At 53.0% G+C, this 16,758-nt stretch carries 23 protein-coding genes and 1 pseudogene; 17 read left to right on the top strand and 7 right to left on the bottom strand.

Annotated elements, in window-relative coordinates:
• The 10 genes and pseudogenes from NWAT_RS12295 to NWAT_RS12260 all read left to right on the top strand — a co-directional run bounded on the left by NWAT_RS12295 (position 1) and on the right by NWAT_RS12260 (position 6,884).
• Positions 1 to 3,276: an AAA family ATPase gene (locus NWAT_RS12295; RefSeq protein ID WP_013221381.1), complete on the top strand. Its 3,276-nt coding sequence runs from the start codon at positions 1 to 3 to the stop codon at positions 3,274 to 3,276.
• Complete coding sequence (locus NWAT_RS12290) at positions 3,231 to 3,890, top strand: hypothetical protein (RefSeq protein ID WP_157679918.1); 660 nt, start codon at positions 3,231 to 3,233, stop codon at positions 3,888 to 3,890. The genes NWAT_RS12295 and NWAT_RS12290 overlap by 46 nt, the downstream gene beginning before the upstream one ends.
• Before the next feature lie 67 nt (positions 3,891 to 3,957).
• Positions 3,958 to 4,176: a hypothetical protein gene (locus NWAT_RS12285; protein WP_083781439.1), complete on the top strand. Its 219-nt coding sequence runs from the start codon at positions 3,958 to 3,960 to the stop codon at positions 4,174 to 4,176.
• Positions 4,095 to 4,391 (top strand): annotated as a pseudogene (locus tag NWAT_RS12280) (integrase core domain-containing protein); the annotation flags it as partial. The gene NWAT_RS12285 and the pseudogene NWAT_RS12280, both read left to right, overlap by 82 nt.
• Positions 4,392 to 4,448: 57 nt before the next feature.
• Complete coding sequence (locus tag NWAT_RS18110) at positions 4,449 to 4,574, top strand: hypothetical protein (RefSeq protein ID WP_269724288.1); 126 nt, start codon at positions 4,449 to 4,451, stop codon at positions 4,572 to 4,574.
• Positions 4,575 to 4,578: 4 nt separating this feature from the next.
• Positions 4,579 to 4,695 (top strand): hypothetical protein, encoded by a 117-nt coding sequence (locus NWAT_RS18105; protein WP_269724285.1) that lies wholly within the window; start codon positions 4,579 to 4,581, stop codon positions 4,693 to 4,695.
• A 54-nt stretch (positions 4,696 to 4,749) separates the two neighbouring features.
• Positions 4,750 to 5,091: an addiction module antidote protein gene (locus tag NWAT_RS12270; protein WP_013221379.1), complete on the top strand. Its 342-nt coding sequence runs from the start codon at positions 4,750 to 4,752 to the stop codon at positions 5,089 to 5,091.
• Positions 5,092 to 5,230: 139 nt separating this feature from the next.
• Complete coding sequence (locus NWAT_RS16295) at positions 5,231 to 5,512, top strand: type II toxin-antitoxin system mRNA interferase toxin, RelE/StbE family (protein WP_013221378.1); 282 nt, start codon at positions 5,231 to 5,233, stop codon at positions 5,510 to 5,512.
• Between the two features lies 1 nt (position 5,513).
• On the top strand, positions 5,514 to 5,768 hold the full coding sequence (locus NWAT_RS12265; protein ID WP_013221377.1) for a helix-turn-helix domain-containing protein: 255 nt from the start codon (positions 5,514 to 5,516) through the stop codon (positions 5,766 to 5,768).
• A gap of 120 nt (positions 5,769 to 5,888) precedes the next feature.
• The gene (locus tag NWAT_RS12260) at positions 5,889 to 6,884 is read left to right on the top strand and encodes a glycosyltransferase family 9 protein (protein ID WP_013221376.1); all 996 of its coding nucleotides are present in this window, start codon (positions 5,889 to 5,891) and stop codon (positions 6,882 to 6,884) included.
• 28 nt (positions 6,885 to 6,912) lie between these two features.
• Here the strand turns inward: NWAT_RS12260 and NWAT_RS12255 are convergent, their stop codons facing one another.
• Complete coding sequence (locus tag NWAT_RS12255) at positions 6,913 to 7,308, bottom strand: glycosyltransferase family 4 protein (RefSeq protein WP_232420267.1); 396 nt, start codon at positions 7,306 to 7,308, stop codon at positions 6,913 to 6,915.
• 210 nt (positions 7,309 to 7,518) lie between these two features.
• Here NWAT_RS12255 and NWAT_RS12250 point away from each other — a divergent pair, with 210 nt between their 5' ends.
• From NWAT_RS12250 to NWAT_RS12235, 6 genes are all read left to right on the top strand, one after another.
• Positions 7,519 to 8,187 carry a class I SAM-dependent methyltransferase gene (locus NWAT_RS12250; RefSeq protein ID WP_013221375.1) on the top strand — a complete coding sequence of 223 codons (669 nt, stop codon included), beginning with the start codon at positions 7,519 to 7,521 and terminating at the stop codon, positions 8,185 to 8,187.
• A 76-nt stretch (positions 8,188 to 8,263) separates the two neighbouring features.
• Entirely contained in the window at positions 8,264 to 8,581 is a 318-nt protein-coding gene (locus NWAT_RS16780; RefSeq protein ID WP_157679916.1) for a hypothetical protein, read from the top strand.
• A 192-nt stretch (positions 8,582 to 8,773) separates the two neighbouring features.
• Positions 8,774 to 8,986 carry a hypothetical protein gene (locus NWAT_RS16775; protein ID WP_157679914.1) on the top strand — a complete coding sequence of 71 codons (213 nt, stop codon included), beginning with the start codon at positions 8,774 to 8,776 and terminating at the stop codon, positions 8,984 to 8,986.
• Positions 8,987 to 8,995: 9 nt separating this feature from the next.
• Entirely contained in the window at positions 8,996 to 9,196 is a 201-nt protein-coding gene (locus NWAT_RS18100; protein ID WP_013221374.1) for an IS3 family transposase, read from the top strand.
• On the top strand, positions 9,183 to 9,461 hold the full coding sequence (locus NWAT_RS18095; protein ID WP_013221373.1) for an IS630 transposase-related protein: 279 nt from the start codon (positions 9,183 to 9,185) through the stop codon (positions 9,459 to 9,461). The genes NWAT_RS18100 and NWAT_RS18095 overlap by 14 nt, the downstream gene beginning before the upstream one ends.
• Positions 9,462 to 9,845: 384 nt before the next feature.
• Positions 9,846 to 10,472, top strand: coding sequence for a glycosyltransferase family 9 protein (locus tag NWAT_RS12235; protein WP_232420123.1), 627 nt, complete (start codon positions 9,846 to 9,848; stop codon positions 10,470 to 10,472).
• Positions 10,473 to 10,500: 28 nt separating this feature from the next.
• Here the strand turns inward: NWAT_RS12235 and NWAT_RS12230 are convergent, their stop codons facing one another.
• The 4 genes from NWAT_RS12230 to NWAT_RS12215 are packed head-to-tail and all read right to left on the bottom strand — an operon-like array spanning position 10,501 to position 13,902.
• A complete protein-coding gene (locus NWAT_RS12230; RefSeq protein ID WP_013221372.1) occupies positions 10,501 to 11,568 on the bottom strand; it encodes a glycosyltransferase in 1,068 nt (355 codons plus the stop codon).
• Positions 11,565 to 12,473, bottom strand: coding sequence for a glycosyltransferase family 9 protein (locus NWAT_RS12225; protein WP_013221371.1), 909 nt, complete (start codon positions 12,471 to 12,473; stop codon positions 11,565 to 11,567). Before NWAT_RS12225 ends, NWAT_RS12230 begins: the two co-directional genes overlap by 4 nt.
• Positions 12,474 to 12,518: 45 nt before the next feature.
• Positions 12,519 to 13,268 carry a peptidoglycan editing factor PgeF gene (gene pgeF / locus NWAT_RS12220; protein ID WP_013221370.1) on the bottom strand — a complete coding sequence of 250 codons (750 nt, stop codon included), beginning with the start codon at positions 13,266 to 13,268 and terminating at the stop codon, positions 12,519 to 12,521.
• Between the two features lie 58 nt (positions 13,269 to 13,326).
• On the bottom strand, positions 13,327 to 13,902 hold the full coding sequence (locus tag NWAT_RS12215) for an ATP-dependent zinc protease family protein (RefSeq protein WP_013221369.1): 576 nt from the start codon (positions 13,900 to 13,902) through the stop codon (positions 13,327 to 13,329).
• A 213-nt stretch (positions 13,903 to 14,115) separates the two neighbouring features.
• Here NWAT_RS12215 and NWAT_RS12210 point away from each other — a divergent pair, with 213 nt between their 5' ends.
• Positions 14,116 to 14,973 carry a sulfurtransferase gene (locus NWAT_RS12210; protein WP_013221368.1) on the top strand — a complete coding sequence of 286 codons (858 nt, stop codon included), beginning with the start codon at positions 14,116 to 14,118 and terminating at the stop codon, positions 14,971 to 14,973.
• 41 nt (positions 14,974 to 15,014) lie between these two features.
• Here NWAT_RS12210 and NWAT_RS12205 read toward each other — a convergent pair whose 3' ends face one another.
• Positions 15,015 to 15,656, bottom strand: coding sequence for a metallophosphoesterase (locus NWAT_RS12205; RefSeq protein ID WP_232420122.1), 642 nt, complete (start codon positions 15,654 to 15,656; stop codon positions 15,015 to 15,017).
• A gap of 144 nt (positions 15,657 to 15,800) precedes the next feature.
• Complete coding sequence (locus tag NWAT_RS12200) at positions 15,801 to 16,697, bottom strand: cation diffusion facilitator family transporter (RefSeq protein WP_013221366.1); 897 nt, start codon at positions 16,695 to 16,697, stop codon at positions 15,801 to 15,803.
• Positions 16,698 to 16,758 lie beyond the last annotated feature (61 nt).

Here is a 16,758-nt window from a genome sequence, read left to right as displayed (position 1 = left end):
ATGAGAATACTGCAGGTACGTTTCAAGAATCTGAACTCGCTGGTTGGCGAATGGCAAATCGACCTGACGCATCCGGCTTTCGCGTCTGACGGCATCTTCGCCATCACCGGCCCCACCGGCGCGGGAAAGTCCACCCTCCTCGATGCCATTTGCCTCGCCCTTTACGGGCGGACGCCTCGTCTGCACAGGGTCACCAAGAGCGGAAACGAAATCATGTCCCGCCAGACCGGCGAATGCTTTGCCGAGGTGACCTTCGAAACCCAGGCCGGGCGTCACCGTTGCCACTGGAGCCAGCACCGCGCCCGCAAGAAGCCGGATGGCGAACTCCAGGCCCCGAAACACGAAATTGCCCATGCCGATTCCGGCGAGATTTTCGAATCCAAAATCAGAGGGGTCGCTGATCGGATCGAATCCGCTACCGGCATGGACTTTGACCGTTTCACCCGTTCCATGCTGTTGGCCCAGGGCGGCTTCGCCGCCTTCCTGCAGGCGGCACCGGATGAGCGGGCGCCGATCCTGGAGCAGATCACCGGCACCGGGATCTACAGCCGGATATCCATCCGTGTCCATGAGCGCCAGCGCGAAGAAAGGGAGCAACTGAACCTGCTCCAGGCTGAAACGGCAGGCATCCTGATTCTTGAGCCGGAGCAGGAACAGGAGCTCGGGCAGGCACTGCAGGCAAGGCGCAAGGAAGCGGCAGACTGTGCCGCCAGATTCGCTGAGACCGGGAAAGCCATTGCCTGGCTCGTCACCATCGGTGGCCTGCAGCAGGAAATCGCCGACCTCGCTGACGAGGCGGGCAGGCTACAAGCCGATGTCGAGGCGTTCAAGCCGCAGCGTGAAAAGCTCAACCGGGCTTTGAGCGCCGCCTCACTGGATGGCGTCTACGCAACGCTCACCGTCACCCGCAAACAGCAGGTGGATGACCGAGCCGCATTGCAAACCGGGGAAGAGGCGCTTCCCGGACTGGAGACCGCCGCCAGGGCACAGGCCGAGGCACTGAAATCAGCCGAGCAGCAAACCGCCCGGGCCAAGGATGAGCTGCAAGTAGCCGCACCGAGATTGCAGGCGATTCGCTCCCTCGATCAGAAACTTGCTGATCAGCAGCAGGCGGTTACCGAGGGTGATGCGGGCTGCAAAAAGGCGGCGGCCAGGATTGCGGCGGACAAACAAGCCAAGCTTGGCGAGCAGGAAAAACGTGCCAGGGCACAGGAGACGCTGGAACTTGCAGACGACTACCTCAAGGAGCATGCGCAAGATGAATGGCTGATCGGCGGTCTGGCCGGGGTGGAAGAACAACTGAACGGGCTGTTTTCCCGGCAAAATGAAATCCTTCACGAAGAGGCTGCTCAAGAGAAGGCCGCGAAGGTTCTGGAACAGGCGACACAGTTACTCGACAGCTGGCAGAAGCAATCCGGCATTGGCAAACAGAAGCTGGAAGACGCCTCCAGGCAACTGCAGCGGGGCAAAGAGGCCTTGAACCGGCTACTGGGAGACCGTCTACTGCGGGAATACCGCACCGAGAAGGAAACCCTGCTGCGGGAAATGGCCTTCCTGACCAAGATTGCCGAGCTTGAAGATCACCGGGCAAAACTGGAAGACGGCAAGCCCTGTCCACTGTGCGGCGCCACCGAGCATCCCTTCGCGTCAGGCAATGTCCCTGTTCCCGATGAAACCGAACAGCAGATCGACGCGTTGACCAGACTGATCAGCCAAGCCGAGAATCAGGAAGCCGCCATCAGGACACTCGAAGAAGCTGAAAGCCTGGCCCGTAAAAACCTGGCGGAGGCTGACAAGCTGGAGTCAGTAGCGGCTAATGACAAGAAGGCTGCCGAGAAAGCTCTGGCTGACGTGAAGGATGGCCTGGTGAAACTCGGTGCCGATTTTGCCGAACGCCGTCAGGCCGTTACTGCCAAATTGCTGCCGCTGGGTATTACGGATCTCCCTGAAACGGACATTGCATCATTGCTCGAAACCCTCAGCGCGCGGCTGAAGGCGTGGCAGGCCCAGGTCAGGAAAAAGGCGGACAGCGAGAAACAGATTGCCGACCTCGACAGCGAGATGAAGCGGCTGGGTGCGGTGATCGAAACCCAAAACACCGCCCTGGCCGAAAAGCGGGAACGCCTGGAGAGCTTGAAAAAGGCACTCACCGCCGCAAGTGAAGAGCGCAAGGCGCTGTACGGCGACAAGAAGCCCGATGATGAGGAGCGCCGTTTGAACAGGGCGGTTGCTGATGCCGAAGCTGCCGAAAGGCGGGCCAGAGAAGGGCACAATGCGCTCCAGCAAAAGTGGAATACCGCGCAGGCCCGGGTCGAATCGCTGCAGAAAGGCATCGAGCAGCGAGCACCGGAACTGAGTAGGCTGGAAGCCGGATTCTCCGCAGCGCTTGCATCCGTGGGCTTTGCAACTGAAGCACAACTGCTGGTGGCCAGACTGCCCTCTGCGCAGAGGGATGAGCTGGCGGATAAGGCTAGAGCGCTGGATGAGCGTCAAACCGACCTGAAGGCCAGACAAAAGGATCGGGAAACGCGCCTGGCCACGGCAATGGCCCAAAAGGTTACCGACAAATCGCTGGAAGAGCTCGAGCCCCAATTCAAGGAACAGGAGGAATCTCTGAAAGAGCTGCGAGACATCATTGCCGGTCTCAAGCACAGGCTTGATGAAAATGCTGCCGCCAAAGAGCGGATAAAGGAGAAGCAAGGGGCTATCGAAGCCCAGAAAAAAGAATGCCGCAGGTGGAAGAACCTGCACGAATTAATCGGCTCTGCAGACGGCAAGAAATACCGCAATTTTGCCCAGGGGTTGACCTTTGAAGTGATGCTTGGTCACGCCAACCGGCAACTCCAGCAAATGACCGATCGCTACCTGCTGATCCGCGACGATGCTCAGCCCCTGGAGCTCAGCGTGGTTGACAACTACCAGGCTGGGGAGATTCGGTCCACGAAGAACCTTTCCGGCGGCGAGAGCTTTATCGTCAGCCTGTCCCTGGCGCTGGGATTGTCCCACATGGCCAGCAGGAATGTTCGGGTGGACTCGCTGTTCCTGGATGAAGGCTTCGGCACCCTGGATGAGGAGGCTCTGGATACCGCGCTGGAAACTCTCGCGGGCCTGCAGCAGGACGGCAAGCTGATCGGCGTGATTTCACACGTGCCGGCCCTGAAGGAGCGGATCAGCTCCCAAATTCGGGTAATACCTCAAACCGGTGGCAGGAGCAAGATAGCGGGGCCTGGATGCGGTGGGTTGAGTGCTGCAAAACGGGCCAAAGAAGCGGGTTAACTCGGCAATGTCGGACGGTTGTCAAAACAGCCAGAACCGCTCTCGCTAAATTCCATCAGGATATGGAGGCCATCAACCGGCTGGCCAAGCCGTCCTATCTGAGCGTGATCGAGCAGATGGAACGCACGCTGGAACCGATACGTCGTCAGCAGTTGGAAATCAGCCGTGCTCTCGAAATGTCTGGAGCAGCGGCTCGAATACGGGAGATAGCCAATGCCAACCAACACTGGCAGGAGTTGGTAAAGCAGACTACCGTGACAAGCCGCATTGCCGAGAGCCTTGCTGCTTCACACCGGTCATGGCTTGAGCATATTAAGCCTGTCCAACACGACTTCTCGCACCTTTCCCAGCTCCAGACCTCTGCCAGACTGGCTCTGTGTGATACCTCCTTGCGGCTTGCCGCCACGGAACGGCTCATGGCGGGCATTGATTTCGAGGCGATAAGGAGTTGTTTTCAAATCGAGATGCCGGTCATTGCGGGGCTGGAGAGTTCAATAGTGAAGTGGCTAGACGATTGCGGACACACGAACTCAAGTCATTTTAAAGGCAAAATGAGGAGAGTGTGTTGTGATGAATACCAAGTAGAGAGCGAATCAGACTACCGCGGAATTTAAAGCGCGCGCGGTGAAGCTGGCAGTAGAGAGTGAGCAGCCGTTCAGCAAGACTGCCGAAGAGTGAGGGGTGAACAAGCATACCCTGCCTACCTGGATTGGCAAGTATCATCGTGCTAACCAGGAGGAGGAGAAGGTGGGTGAAGAACACCTTTATGATGAACTCAAGCGTCTGAGAAAAGAGAATGCCCGCTTAAAGGAGGAGCGGGATATTCTAAAAACAGTGATCGTGGCAGTCAATACGCTTCCGAACTCTACCAGAAGACTCTCAGCGATTATGGCTTTATAGGTAGCATGAGCCGTCGAGGCTGCTGCTACGATAATGCCCCCGCAGAAAGCTTTTTTAATACCTTCAAAACCGAACTCATCCATCACCGGCGTTACCTCACCCGGCAGGAAGTCTTTGAGTATATTGAGGTGTTCTATAACCGCCAGCGCCGCCATTCCTCCAGTGGCTATCAGACGCCAGCTCACTATGAGGCGCAGAACCAAAAGGCGGTGTAATTTTGTGTCCGGAAAACCCTTGCCACATCAGGATTGACGATATGTTACAGTTTGATCATGCTTGAGATTCGTAAGACCGAAGCCTATGCCAAGTGGCTCGATGGTTTACGCGATGTCCAAGCCCGAGTTCGTATCTTAAGTACGGGGGGAGCGCTTGGCGGCCAGAAACCCGGGGGATGTTAAGCCTGTGGGTGAAGGTGTTTCAGAGTTGCGGATCGATTACGGACCCGGCTATCGGCTGTACTACAAAAAGCAAGGCAAAAAGGTCATTATTTTACTAGCTGGCGGCGACAAACGTTCATAGGCTAGCGATATCAAGACGGCCTTGCGCCTTGCTCGGAACCTGTAGGAACGGACCATGACTACCCCTTACGATGTCGCCGAGCACCTTCGCACGCCTGAGGAAATGGCTGCTTATCTAGAAGCTTGCCTTGAGGAGGCTGATGGGGACGCTGCATTCGTTGCCAAGGCTCTGGGCGATATTGTCCGCGCCAAGGGCATGTCTCAGGTAGCACGTGATGCTGGTCTGTCCCGCGAAAGTCTTTACAAGGCACTTTCTGGCGAACGAAGTCCAGGCTTTGACACAATTCTCAAGGTCATACGAGCCTTAGGCTTAAAATTGCATGCTGAAGCAGCTCTCGTGGCTGACTCAACGGCCCAACAAAGCGCTCCAGCCGACGCTCGTGCCTCGCGGGGCTGAGTTTTGACGTTCGACGGGAAGAACTTCCTGTATCATCAGATGCCAGATATCTATTACCCAGGAGAAAACCCACCAGTTAACTCCCAGATTAGGCGGCACAAATTGTCATACTATATTTAGTATATATACTATTTTTAGTATGTGGACGATCTATGAACACCGGAATGTTCCAAAACAGTTACGAACCATTCCTACCGATATATTGAAACGATACGAAAAATGGAAAGATATCGTATCTATATCAGGGCCTCAGGGTCTTAGGTTGATTAAAGGTTTTCACGATGAGTCACTAAGAGGTGAATGGAAGGGCCATCGATCATCGAGACTTGGCAAACAATTTCGCGTGATATATCGAATCAAAAAAGATCAGATACTAGTTCAGGTTGTCAACATAACTGCACACGACTACAGGAATAAATAGTATGAAAAATTACAAAATTGCAAAAAGACAAATTGACGTTAGTGTTGGCGAATCAGTTCGGATAATCAGAGAACTTCAGGAAATGAGTCAGAATGAACTCGCAAAGCTGGCTGGAATTCCCCAATCCACTATCTCCGCTATTGAAAATGATCGAGTTAACTTGGGAGTGGAAAGGGCGAAGCAGTTGGCGCTAGCACTCAAGTGCCATCCAGCTGTGTTAGTGTTCCCAGGATGGGATGTGCACAATGCCGCATAACAATCGCATGCGAGGCGTTCGCACCGCGGGCAGCCGTTCGACGGGAAGAACCTCCTGCATCATCAGATGCCCCACATCTATTTACAGCATACCTCAGTGAATTTTGCTACTGTATAAAAAATGCAGCGAATACTGATCATTAAATTAGGGGCACTCGGTGATATCATCATGGCGACCCCCCATATCAAACGAATCGTGGAGGGCTATCCTGAGGCCGAGGTTTGGCTGCTTACAGCGCCGGGGTTTGCTGGCCTGTTTGCAGGCTATCCTAATCTAAAAGTGAAGTCTTTCCCGAGAAAAGGTATCCAGTCTCTGTTCCCTCCCCTGGGATGGATACGCAGCCAGGGTTTCCAAATAGTTTTTGATTTGCAAGGGAGCGACCGTAGCAAAACCATGGTGGCTCTTTCTGGGGCTACCCGGCGCTATGGTCTAGGCCCGGGTTTTCCTTATACCCATTGCCCACCTAACAAGGGAATTGTGGGCAAGGACGTGCATAATTTTAGCCGCTTGAACCGGCTATTAGAAACGGCGGGTTTGCCACTGGCGCAGGCGGGGCCTTATCTTGAAGCCAGCGGCGGGCAGCGCCAAAAAGTGGAGGATTGGCTGGCAGGAAAAGGGCTGCTGGGAAGAAAGCTCGCCCTCATCCATGCCGGTTCCAGCGCCCGTTGGGAGAGTAAGCGGTGGGCGGCTGCTCACTTTGTTACCCTGGGGACGATTCTGGAGCAGCAGGGGATAGTGGTCATCTGGGTGGGCGGCTCGGAAGATGCTGCATTAAACCAAACCCTCTCCCAAAATATCGGTATGGATGCAACGGGCGTATTTTCTCTCCTGGAGCTAGTTGCCTTAGCGCATCAGGCTCGTTTTGCGGTGACCACCGACTCGGCGCCCATGCATGCTATCGCTGCTGCCGCTATCCCCGTTTATGCTTTGTTTGGACCCACCGATTGGCGCCGCAGCCATGCCGTTGGTCAGCAACAGCGTGTTCTCGTCCATCCGGTAGCGTGCAGCCCGTGCTATCTTCCTGAGTGTCCCCCGCGGAATGCTCACCGTTGTCTGGCACAGTTGCAGCCGGGGGAAGTGCTGGCGCGCCTGCACCAGGACGGAATGCTGGGATAAGGCTGGTTTGCCCGGATATTCTCTCCTCTTAATGGCCAAGTAGCTGGCTATAGAGATTCAGATAGGCGGTGACGATGGCTTCCTGGGAATGATGACGCTGGAGGGTGGCGAAACCATTTTTCCCTAGTTGGGCTTGCAAAGTCTCATCCGTGAGAAGGGCGGAAATGGCTTTGCTGAGAGCTTTGGGATCGGCATTAGGAGTGATCCATCCATTTTCAGTGGGGGTCATGAGTTCCTGGGCGCCTTGGGTGTTAGTGGCGATAACCGGTTTGCCATGGCTCCAGGCTTCGAGGATCACATTGCCCAGGGGTTCGTGTCGGGAAGGGCAGATGAAAATATCAGCCAGTTGGTAAAAAACGCTAGGGTTTTGTTGCCAACCGTCCCAATGAACCCGCCCTTCTAGGCGGAGGTTGGCCGCAGGGATTTATCGGTGACTGCAATGGGGGTCATAGAAAGTGCATCTGATAACAACCCTACCTTTGTATTAATATGCAAACGGCCACCGTCAAGTTTTGGTGGTGGCAAGAATAATCTCTCATTTTTACGAGGATGTCCCAATAAATTGAGTACTATTTTAATCACTTTATGAGGGTCTATCTGCTTGAGAATAAATTATTATACAAGAGGAATTTATATGACACACGATATCAAGAATATAATCAAAGCTATTACCCCGCCGATTATACTGAGTGGAGTCAAGGCTGTATTCCTATCGAAAGATAAAAAGGAAGAGGAAGAGAAGGATTCGTCATGGTATGACGCATCCTTCGAGAAAGATGACTATTGGAAATGCCATTATTCTCTATCACATTACTATTTTTTATGGACAGTAATATCAGATCGGATAGTAAGGGCAAAAATCGACTCTATACTTGAAATTGGATGTGGTTCGGGGCAACTAGCCTGTTTAATAAGGGATAAAGGGGTTAAGGAGTATCATGGATTTGATTTCAGTCCAAAGCGTATCATTCAAGCAGAGAATGCTTGCCCTGAATTTAACTTCAGCGAGCAAGATGCCTTCAAAACAGATCTGTTCACGACATGCGACTATTCCGCTGTTGTTTGTACCGAGTTCTTAGAGCACGTTGAGGATGACATTGGTGTTCTAAACCGGATCAGGTCGGGGGCAAAATTCTATGGTACAGTGCCGAATTTTCCTTTTGAATCACATGTAAGGCATTTTAAGAACGAGAGTGAGGTGCTTGCTAGGTATAGGAAATGTTTTCAGGATTTAAGAGTAGATGTTTTTCTTGCAAATGATCGTGGCAAGACGTTCTATCTAATCGAAGGCAAAATAATTTAAGGACGGGGCTTACGCAAAACGTCTTTAAGGGCGGTAGGGCTTATGGCATGAAAGCACCGGTAACGCGCTTGGATTATTGCCAATATCTGTTAGTCCGCTAGATCAACTATACGCTGACGCAGTTTACCGGTCACTGCGAGAGATTGAACCACGATACCATCAAATAGCTACTTGCGGGCGGGGTGAACGAATTACCCCGCGGCTGTTCGGGGAGAATGCGTGCGGTCAGGTGGTCACCACGGCTCAAGGCTATATAGTTTTTGATGATATGGTGTTGGATAAGAGCGCTTCGTTTGCCATTGAAGTGCTCCGGCGTCGATACAGCAGCAATGCCAAAGCCGTGATTAAGTGCTTCGGGGGCAAAGCAGATGAAGTACGCATTATGACTCGTTAGAACGGCCTGAGAACCAGAGACAGCAAACCGTCGTTTGGGAGAGAAGATCAAGGTAAGCCACGAGAAAGGCCGCAAGACCTATGCCTACGGTGCTAGGGGTATCCGGGAGGCATTGCTTGAAGAAGGCCACCATCTAGCCCGATAGGGGGTATGTGGGTGATATCACCTTTATCCCCACGGAGGAAGGTTGGCTTGACTTGGCCATTTTGCCCGAGCTCTACTCCCGATCTGTGTGTGGTGGGCTGGATGATGTCAGCGCGAATCAACGCTCATCTTACCCATGATGCGCTGATGATGGCTCTTTGGAAGCGCCGACTTGTCCCCGAGCTAATGATCACGGCGGTCAATAGTCTTCCGACCTTTATCAGAAAACCCTCAGGGAGCATGGCTTCGTGTGTAGTATGAGTCTTAGGTATGTTGTTGGGAGAATGTCTCTGCAGAGAGCTTTTTAATACCCTCAAAACCAAACCCACCCACCACCAGCGTTACCTGACCCGGGTAGAAGCCCAGCAAGAGACTTTTGAATATCTTGAAGCGTTTTATAACCGCCAAAGGTGTTACTCCGCAGCTATTATCAGACCTCAGTGGACTATGAAAAACAATGCCGAGAAATAGCGTGATTATGTGCCCGGAAAACTCTTGCCACATTAAATCGCGTTGTATCCTTTATCAAAGAGAGCGGAAGCCAGAAAGAAGTGCAGCGCATATTCAAGAATTCCGCAATACAATTTACCGTTGGCGCAGCAGTGATGACCTTCATCCCAAGGTTCACAGACCGCGGCATCGCAAAATGGATAAAGACGCGCTTAAGCGGTGTATTCAGACGTATCCTGATGTGTTACTTTCAGAGCGCGCCTATCAACGTGCATTAGAAAAATAACGCTATTCCTAGCACGTTTTCAGGCCAAGCCTTGATTAGGCTATTCCTGATTGGGCTGTTTGGCGCTACGGGAGGGATTCCGCGCTAATCGCACCGCGCTATTGTTTTGAACGCCTTATAAACACTTGGGCATTTGCCATGACTAGCTTTGGCTCGTTCCCTCCTCGCCTTGCCAGCCTAGAGAATTCGCGCTTCCCCGCAGTCCTCGGCGGTGGCCAGATTACGGTCCTTGGGTATTTTACCGCCCCGCGCGCTTTCACTTCGGGTGCTCCCCACCCCAGATTCCCTGAACGAGAACAGACTGCCGCGATTTCATGACCGAAGGTAGGCCCGGGTTTTCCTTATACCCATTGCCCACCTAACAAGGGAATTGTGGGCAAGGACGTGCATAATTTTAGCCGCTTGAACCGGCTATTAGAAACGGCGGGTTTGCCACTGGCGCAGGCGGGGCCTTATCTTGAAGCCAGCGGCGGGCAGCGCCAAAAAGTGGAGGATTGGCTGGCAGGAAAAGGGCTGCTGGGAAGAAAGCTCGCCCTCATCCATGCCGGTTCCAGCGCCCGTTGGGAGAGTAAGCGGTGGGCGGCTGCTCACTTTGTTACCCTGGGGACGATTCTGGAGCAGCAGGGGATAGTGGTCATCTGGGTGGGCGGCTCGGAAGATGCTGCATTAAACCAAACCCTCTCCCAAAATATCGGTATGGATGCAACGGGCGTATTTTCTCTCCTGGAGCTAGTTGCCTTAGCGCATCAGGCTCGTTTTGCGGTGACCACCGACTCGGCGCCCATGCATGCTATCGCTGCTGCCGCTATCCCCGTTTATGCTTTGTTTGGACCCACCGATTGGCGCCGCAGCCATGCCGTTGGTCAGCAACAGCGTGTTCTCGTCCATCCGGTAGCGTGCAGCCCGTGCTATCTTCCTGAGTGTCCCCCGCGGAATGCTCACCGTTGTCTGGCACAGTTGCAGCCGGGGGAAGTGCTGGCGCGCCTGCACCAGGACGGAATGCTGGGATAAGGCTGGTTTGCCCGGATATTCTCTCCTCTTAATGGCCAAGTAGCTGGCTATAGAGATTCAGATAGGCGGTGACGATGGCTTCCTGGGAATGATGACGCTGGAGGGTGGCGAAACCATTTTTCCCTAGTTGGGCTTGCAAAGTCTCATCCGTGAGAAGGGCGGAAATGGCTTTGCTGAGAGCTTTGGGATCGGCATTAGGAGTGATCCATCCATTTTCAGTGGGGGTCATGAGTTCCTGGGCGCCTTGGGTGTTAGTGGCGATAACCGGTTTGCCATGGCTCCAGGCTTCGAGGATCACATTGCCCAGGGGTTCGTGTCGGGAAGGGCAGATGAAAATATCAGCCAGTTGGTAAAAAACGCTAGGGTTTTGTTGCCAACCACCCCAATGAACCCGCCCTTCTAGACGGAGGTTGGCAGCTTCGATCTGGAGTTTCTGTCTGAGGGGACCGTCACCAGCGATGAGCAAATGCACTGGCCGGCCGGCAATAGATTTGGGCAGAAGAGCGAAAGCAGCCAGAAGATCCTCGAAACCTTTAACGGGATGAAGACGACCAACCGCAAGGAGCACCCAGGCATCCTCTGGAATGGTCAGTTCTGCTTTGAGTTGATGAAGTAAAGCTAGTTTTGCTGGCAGGGGAAGATCGACAAAGTTACTAATATGGAATACCCGCGCCGCAGGCATTCCTTGCTGCACCAAGTACTGGCAGATCCCGCGGGTGTTGCCAACCCAGGCGTGGGCATGGCGGTAGCCTTTAAGGTTATAGTAGTCGCCCAGGCGGGCAATATGGATGGGTCCAACATTACCTGGAATACGAGTTAGGCGTGTGGCCCGGCCCATATAGGTTTGTATAATGTCAGGCTGATAGTCGCGGATAAGTCGCCTAATTTGCCAACGAGCCCAGGGGTCCCAGACATTTCTCATGGAGATTGGTTTCTGGGGAACCTGGGCGTTTAGCGCCTCTCTGAGTGTACTTTGGGGAGGTAAAGCCGCCAGGATAGTTCCGGTAGTTTCGTGCAGAGCGTTAACTAACCGGCAATAAAAACGCTCCGCACCGCCTGATTGCTTACTTCCTATAAGATGTAGGCAACGAATCATGGCGTTTTCTCCAGAAGTTGAAGGAGGCGCTGAGCAACGGTAGTTGCTGGCAGTTGCGCAAGCTGACGATTGGGCGCTAATACATAGGCGTTACGATTCCCCCAGGGATGATAACGTTCCGGTTGTCCGGGGCCAAAGAGAGTTAGGGTCGGAATATTCATTGCCGCCGCTAAATGCCCAAGCCCCGAGTCGTTTCCTACAAAGATACTGGCTTGCTGGAGTACTGCGGCCACTTGCAGTAAATCAGTGTTTCCACACAGATCAACATAGGGCAATGGCAAATGGGCACTGATGGCTTGGCTGCGTTCCCGATCCTGGAGGCCGCCGACAAGAACTACGCCATCAAAGTGATTTTTGACTGTATTGACTAGTGCGGTGAAGGCAGATGCGGGCCAGATTTTGGGGAGCCAATTCGCCCCTGGCCCTAAAGCAAGCCAGCGATGCCCCGGCAGGGGGGATAACTGCGCTTTGGCAAACTGCACCTGTTTAGCTTGCAGCCAAACCCGGCAAGGAGGAATAGGCGCAGCGGGAGACCGCAGAGACGCCACTATCGCCATGTGGCGCTCTACGGCATGGGGACCGGCAGGTTTAATTCCTCGTTTGGTCAGGCGTTTTTGCGCCCTGAGCAGATAGGCCAGACCATCAGTGCGGAGGTCAACCACCAGATCATAAGGAACGCGGCGTAGCTGATACACCAGGCTGAGCAGTCCTTGCCAGCCGGCTTTCTTTTTTTTATGAAAGATGCGACCCCGATAAGGGCAATGGGCAAATAGCTGTGCCGAACGCGGGTCCGCCACAAGATCGATAGCGGCTTCGGGAAAACATTGCTGTAAGGCTTCGAGAGCCGGTGTGGTCAGCACCGCATCGCCAATGTTGCTGAGCGTGAAAAACAATATCCGGTGCACGTTTTGATCGGAGCTTGGAAGAATGGCGGATCATACCAGACTAGCCTAAGCAGCCGCTAGCCAAATGAGCGTTGCCATGCGCCCTGTTTTCCCCTCCCGCCGATAGGAATAGAAACGCTCCGGATCAGCAACGGTGCAGTATTCGCCGCCATAAATAGATCGGACTCCTTGTCTTGTTAGACAAAGGCGCGCAAGTTGGTAAATGTCCGCTAACCAGCGTCCTGGACGGCCAGCATTGAAAGCCTGGGCATGGCCATTATCCTGTTCTAAAAAGCTTTGTTTTACCTCGGGGCCAACTTCAAAAGCCTGGGGGCCAATCGCTGGTCCCAGCCAGGCCAGCAAATGTTCTCCAGGAGTGCCCAAAGCGCTAATGGTGACCTCAATAATATCTGCAGCCAGCCCCCGCCAGCCTGCATGCACCGCCGCCACCCGCGTTCCCTCCTGGTTGCAGAGCAGCAGTGGCAAACAATCGGCGGTGAGTATGGCGCATACAGGGCCGGGTCCATAGGCAATACTGGCATCGCCTTGCTGTCCTGGACCATGGCTCGCGGAGACGATTCTTGCGCCATGGACCTGCTTTAACCAGCTTGGCTCGCTAGGCAAAGAAAGGAACTGGTGAAGGTGAAAGCGGTTTTTTTTAACCGCTTCCGGGGTATCGCCTACGTGTTCAGCAAGGTTAAATGAGTGATAGGGAGGGAGGCTGACTCCACCGTTGCGAGTCGTAGTATAGGCGCGAACATTGGCTGGAGCGGGCCAGTGGGGAGTGATGATTGGAGGGTGTACCGTATTTCCCATCTTAATTATCTAATCGCTTTGCCTTTGCAATTTAGGGTACCTGCAATTGGATGAGCTGTTAGATTCCGATATTTTTGTTGAGTTCTCGGTCTTCAATGGTATGCACCGGGGCTTTGTTGCTACATTGGGGCTGTCTCGTGAAAGTGCGCGTAACGTCGATTAACCCCAGGTGCTCGATGGTGCGCCGGCCTAATAGGATAGGGTAAGTCAAATCACTGCGGTCATTTAAAGTAAATTGTTCCTCGTAAATTTCACCTCCTAGACAAAGCCTCATCAAAACGGAGGGCCGGCGATCACTTTCACCGTTCGAGCTAGTGATCGTTACGAAACGGTAGACTGGTTCTTCAAATATTTCCTGAACTTTTTCTTTCTGGCCGCGCTGATTTTCAATGTCTACCGTGAAGCGCACCCATTCGGTATTATCTCGTTGAAAATATTCCAGGTTAGTGGCATGGAGTGAGGAACTAAGTGCGCCGGTATCCATTTTGACCTTGGCGACTACCGGCCAATTTACAAATTTGGCCAGTTCGAGCCATCCAAATATAGGTGGCTGCTCTTTCTCTTGAGCTGAAGCAGCAGCGTTAAGCATAAGAGAAAGGACAAGCGCAGTCAGGATAAAGTGACGCAAGAACATTTGTTTCTCCTTAAGTATCGGGGGATTTTAGAATTCAGCAAAGTATATAGTCAGCTTCTTTTTATTCAAGCTTTCAAGTAGCTTGTCTAGGGTAGGCGGATCTATCAAGAACCCCAAATTTAAAAAGTTCTTGGGGTTGGATATGGTTTTTGTAAAATTGTAAGTACCCTCTATCCTGTTAGTATTGTTAACAAGCGGATAGTTGGGAATCAGATGTCTTATTCTACGATGATTAGTCCTGCTGAGCTGGCTCAAGTTCTCGGCAAGCCTAACTGGGTTATTTTTGATTGCCGTTTTAATCTCATGGATTCATCAGCCGGTTGGTACGCCTATCAACGAGATCACATTCCGGGGGCATGTTATGTCCACCTAGAGGAGGATTTGTCAGATCCAGTGACTCCCGGCAGCGGGCGTCATCCTCTCCCCAAGCCAGAGCGGTTGGCGGATAAATTGGGCGGTTGGGGTGTGGATTCGACGACTCAGGTTGTTGTTTACGATGACGCTGCGGGTGCCTTTGCGGCACGTTTATGGTGGTTGCTGCGTTGGTTGGGTCACAAAGCCGTAGCTGTTTTAGATGGGGGAGAACACCGCTGGCGGGAGGAAGGGTATCCACTGAATAGTATAGTGCCTGAACCAGCGCCGGCTCGTTTTGAGGGTCAGGTCCAACCCTCCATGACGATCACCGTGGAAGATGTAGAGCATGCCTCGTTGCTTGGATATCTTCTCTTGGATGGACGGGCGCCAGAACGTTTTCGGGGTGAGTTTGAGCCCGTCGATAGGGTTGCTGGCCATATCCCGGGGGCAAAAAACCACCCTTTCCAGCAAAATTTGGATGAGCAGGGAAGATTTTTGCCTTCCCAAGAGCTGGCAGGCGCTTTTCGAAAGCAGATGGGGGAGGTACCGTCAGAGCAAGTGGTGTGCATGTGTGGCTCCGGCGTCACTGCCTGCCATAATTTACTTGCCATGGAAATTGCGGGGTTTCAGGGGGCACGGTTATATCCTGGGTCCTGGAGCCAGTGGATCACCGATGGAACCCGGCCTGTGGCCACGGGGGATGAAACCCATGATTAAACTAATCTTACGAAGTTTGCTGCCCTTTATATAAAAGCAACTTAGCTTTGCTGGTCAGTTAAAGGGAGGAGGGTCAGTCTAGCACTGGGAAAGGCATAGGCAGCGCCGGTATCGATGAAGTACACATTGCCTACTATTTTAATAGTGCCGCTTTTGATGACGGTATGTCCACAGTAGACTCGCTCAATACCCTCAACCGGGACAGTACACTTGCCGGTAGCGCGATTGCGGCTCCAAAGGGCATATTGCTGGATAGCGGGACTGCCCCGCTCAATGGCGGCCGTGAACTGCGCCCAATTGAGCTGGGAAGGAACGTCAGCATGAACGATTCCAACCTTGCCCTGGTCTATTTCAACCTCCATGGCGAGAGGAAGCTGCTGGAAACGTTCCGAAAAAAGATGTCGGGTCGTTGGATCTAGGTCCAACCACCATTCTCCGCCGTTAACCAGCATCCACCAGGCCCCATCAAAGTCAGGGTTTTGGGCGTTAATAACAAACTCGTCATGGTTGCCTCGGCAGGAATGGAACCAGGGGTATTCAAGCCAAGTGAGGGCGTCAGGGGATTCGGGGCCCCGGTCTACCAGATCGCCAACGGCGAATAACCGATCCTGGTTGGGGTCAAAGTTCACGCGTTTTAGCGCTTGCGCCAGTAAGCTATAGGTACCGTGTATATCGCCAACCACGTAGTCCTTGCCAACCGGATTTTTAGAAAAGCGTTTGAACCGCACTGTATTATTGATATTTCAGGATACTTTCCTCATTAAAATATAGACTATTTTGTTGAGCAAAATCCGGCGTAAACCCTCACCCAATCGGGCGGCAGGCGATCATGGGCTAGGCGTTTTGTCCGCGCAGCGATGAGTTTCGATTTGGATGGTGGAGTGTTCGATCCCAAATTGTTGGTGAAGACATTCCTTGATAGCCATCAAAGTTTGATCGTAGTTGCCGCCTTGACAGATGTTTGCATGGAGTGTGAGGAGCGGATTCTCAGAGGTGAGTAACCAAACGTGGACATGGTGGATATCTTCTACATCAGGAACGGTCTCTATTAGTTGGGTGCGTAACTCCTCTACATTTAACCATTCTGGACTACCCTCTAGCAGGATATGGGCTGATTTCTTCATCAGTATCCAGGCGCTGCGGAGAATGAGTAGGGCGACAAATAATGACAACAAGGGATCGATAAAGGTCCAGCCGCTTACGAGAATCACGGCGGCGGCGGTTAGGGCAGCTACCGAGCCCAGTAAATCTCCCCATACGTGTAATAGGGCGCCGCGGAGATTAAGATTGTGGTGATCGGCGCCATAAAGAATAGCGAAGGTTAGGAGATTAATAACTAAACCTGCTACCGCGACTGCTAGCATGACACCAGCTAGTATCTCAACGGGTTCCAGGAACCGGGCAATAGCTTCAAGGAAGATCCAGATGACGATGAAAAACAGGGCTAGTCCATTGATTAAAGCCGCAAGCACCTGAAATCGCTGATAGCCATAGGAACGGCGAGCATCGGCGGGTTTACGGCTCACTCGAAAAGCGAGCCAGGCTAGCGTTAGGGCGGCGGTATCCGCCAGCATATGCCCCGCATCGGCTAGCAAAGCGAGAGAGCCGGAGAGTATTCCACCGATGGTCTCTATAATTGTAAAAACGCCGGTGACTAGCGCAGCCCAAAAGACGCGCCTCTCGTTTCGCGAAGGCTGTTGCTTAGAAGCGGGGGTAATGGGCATCCGGCTGCTCTGCTACTGTGCTCCCGGCTCTTGCAAACCGCTTCTCTGAATCTTGCTCCAG

Source organism: Nitrosococcus watsonii C-113 (assembly GCF_000143085.1).
GTDB classification, from domain to species: domain Bacteria; phylum Pseudomonadota; class Gammaproteobacteria; order Nitrosococcales; family Nitrosococcaceae; genus Nitrosococcus; species Nitrosococcus watsonii.
The sequence above is the reverse complement of the archived record's forward strand: the minus strand, read 5'-3'. Positions and strand labels throughout refer to the sequence as shown.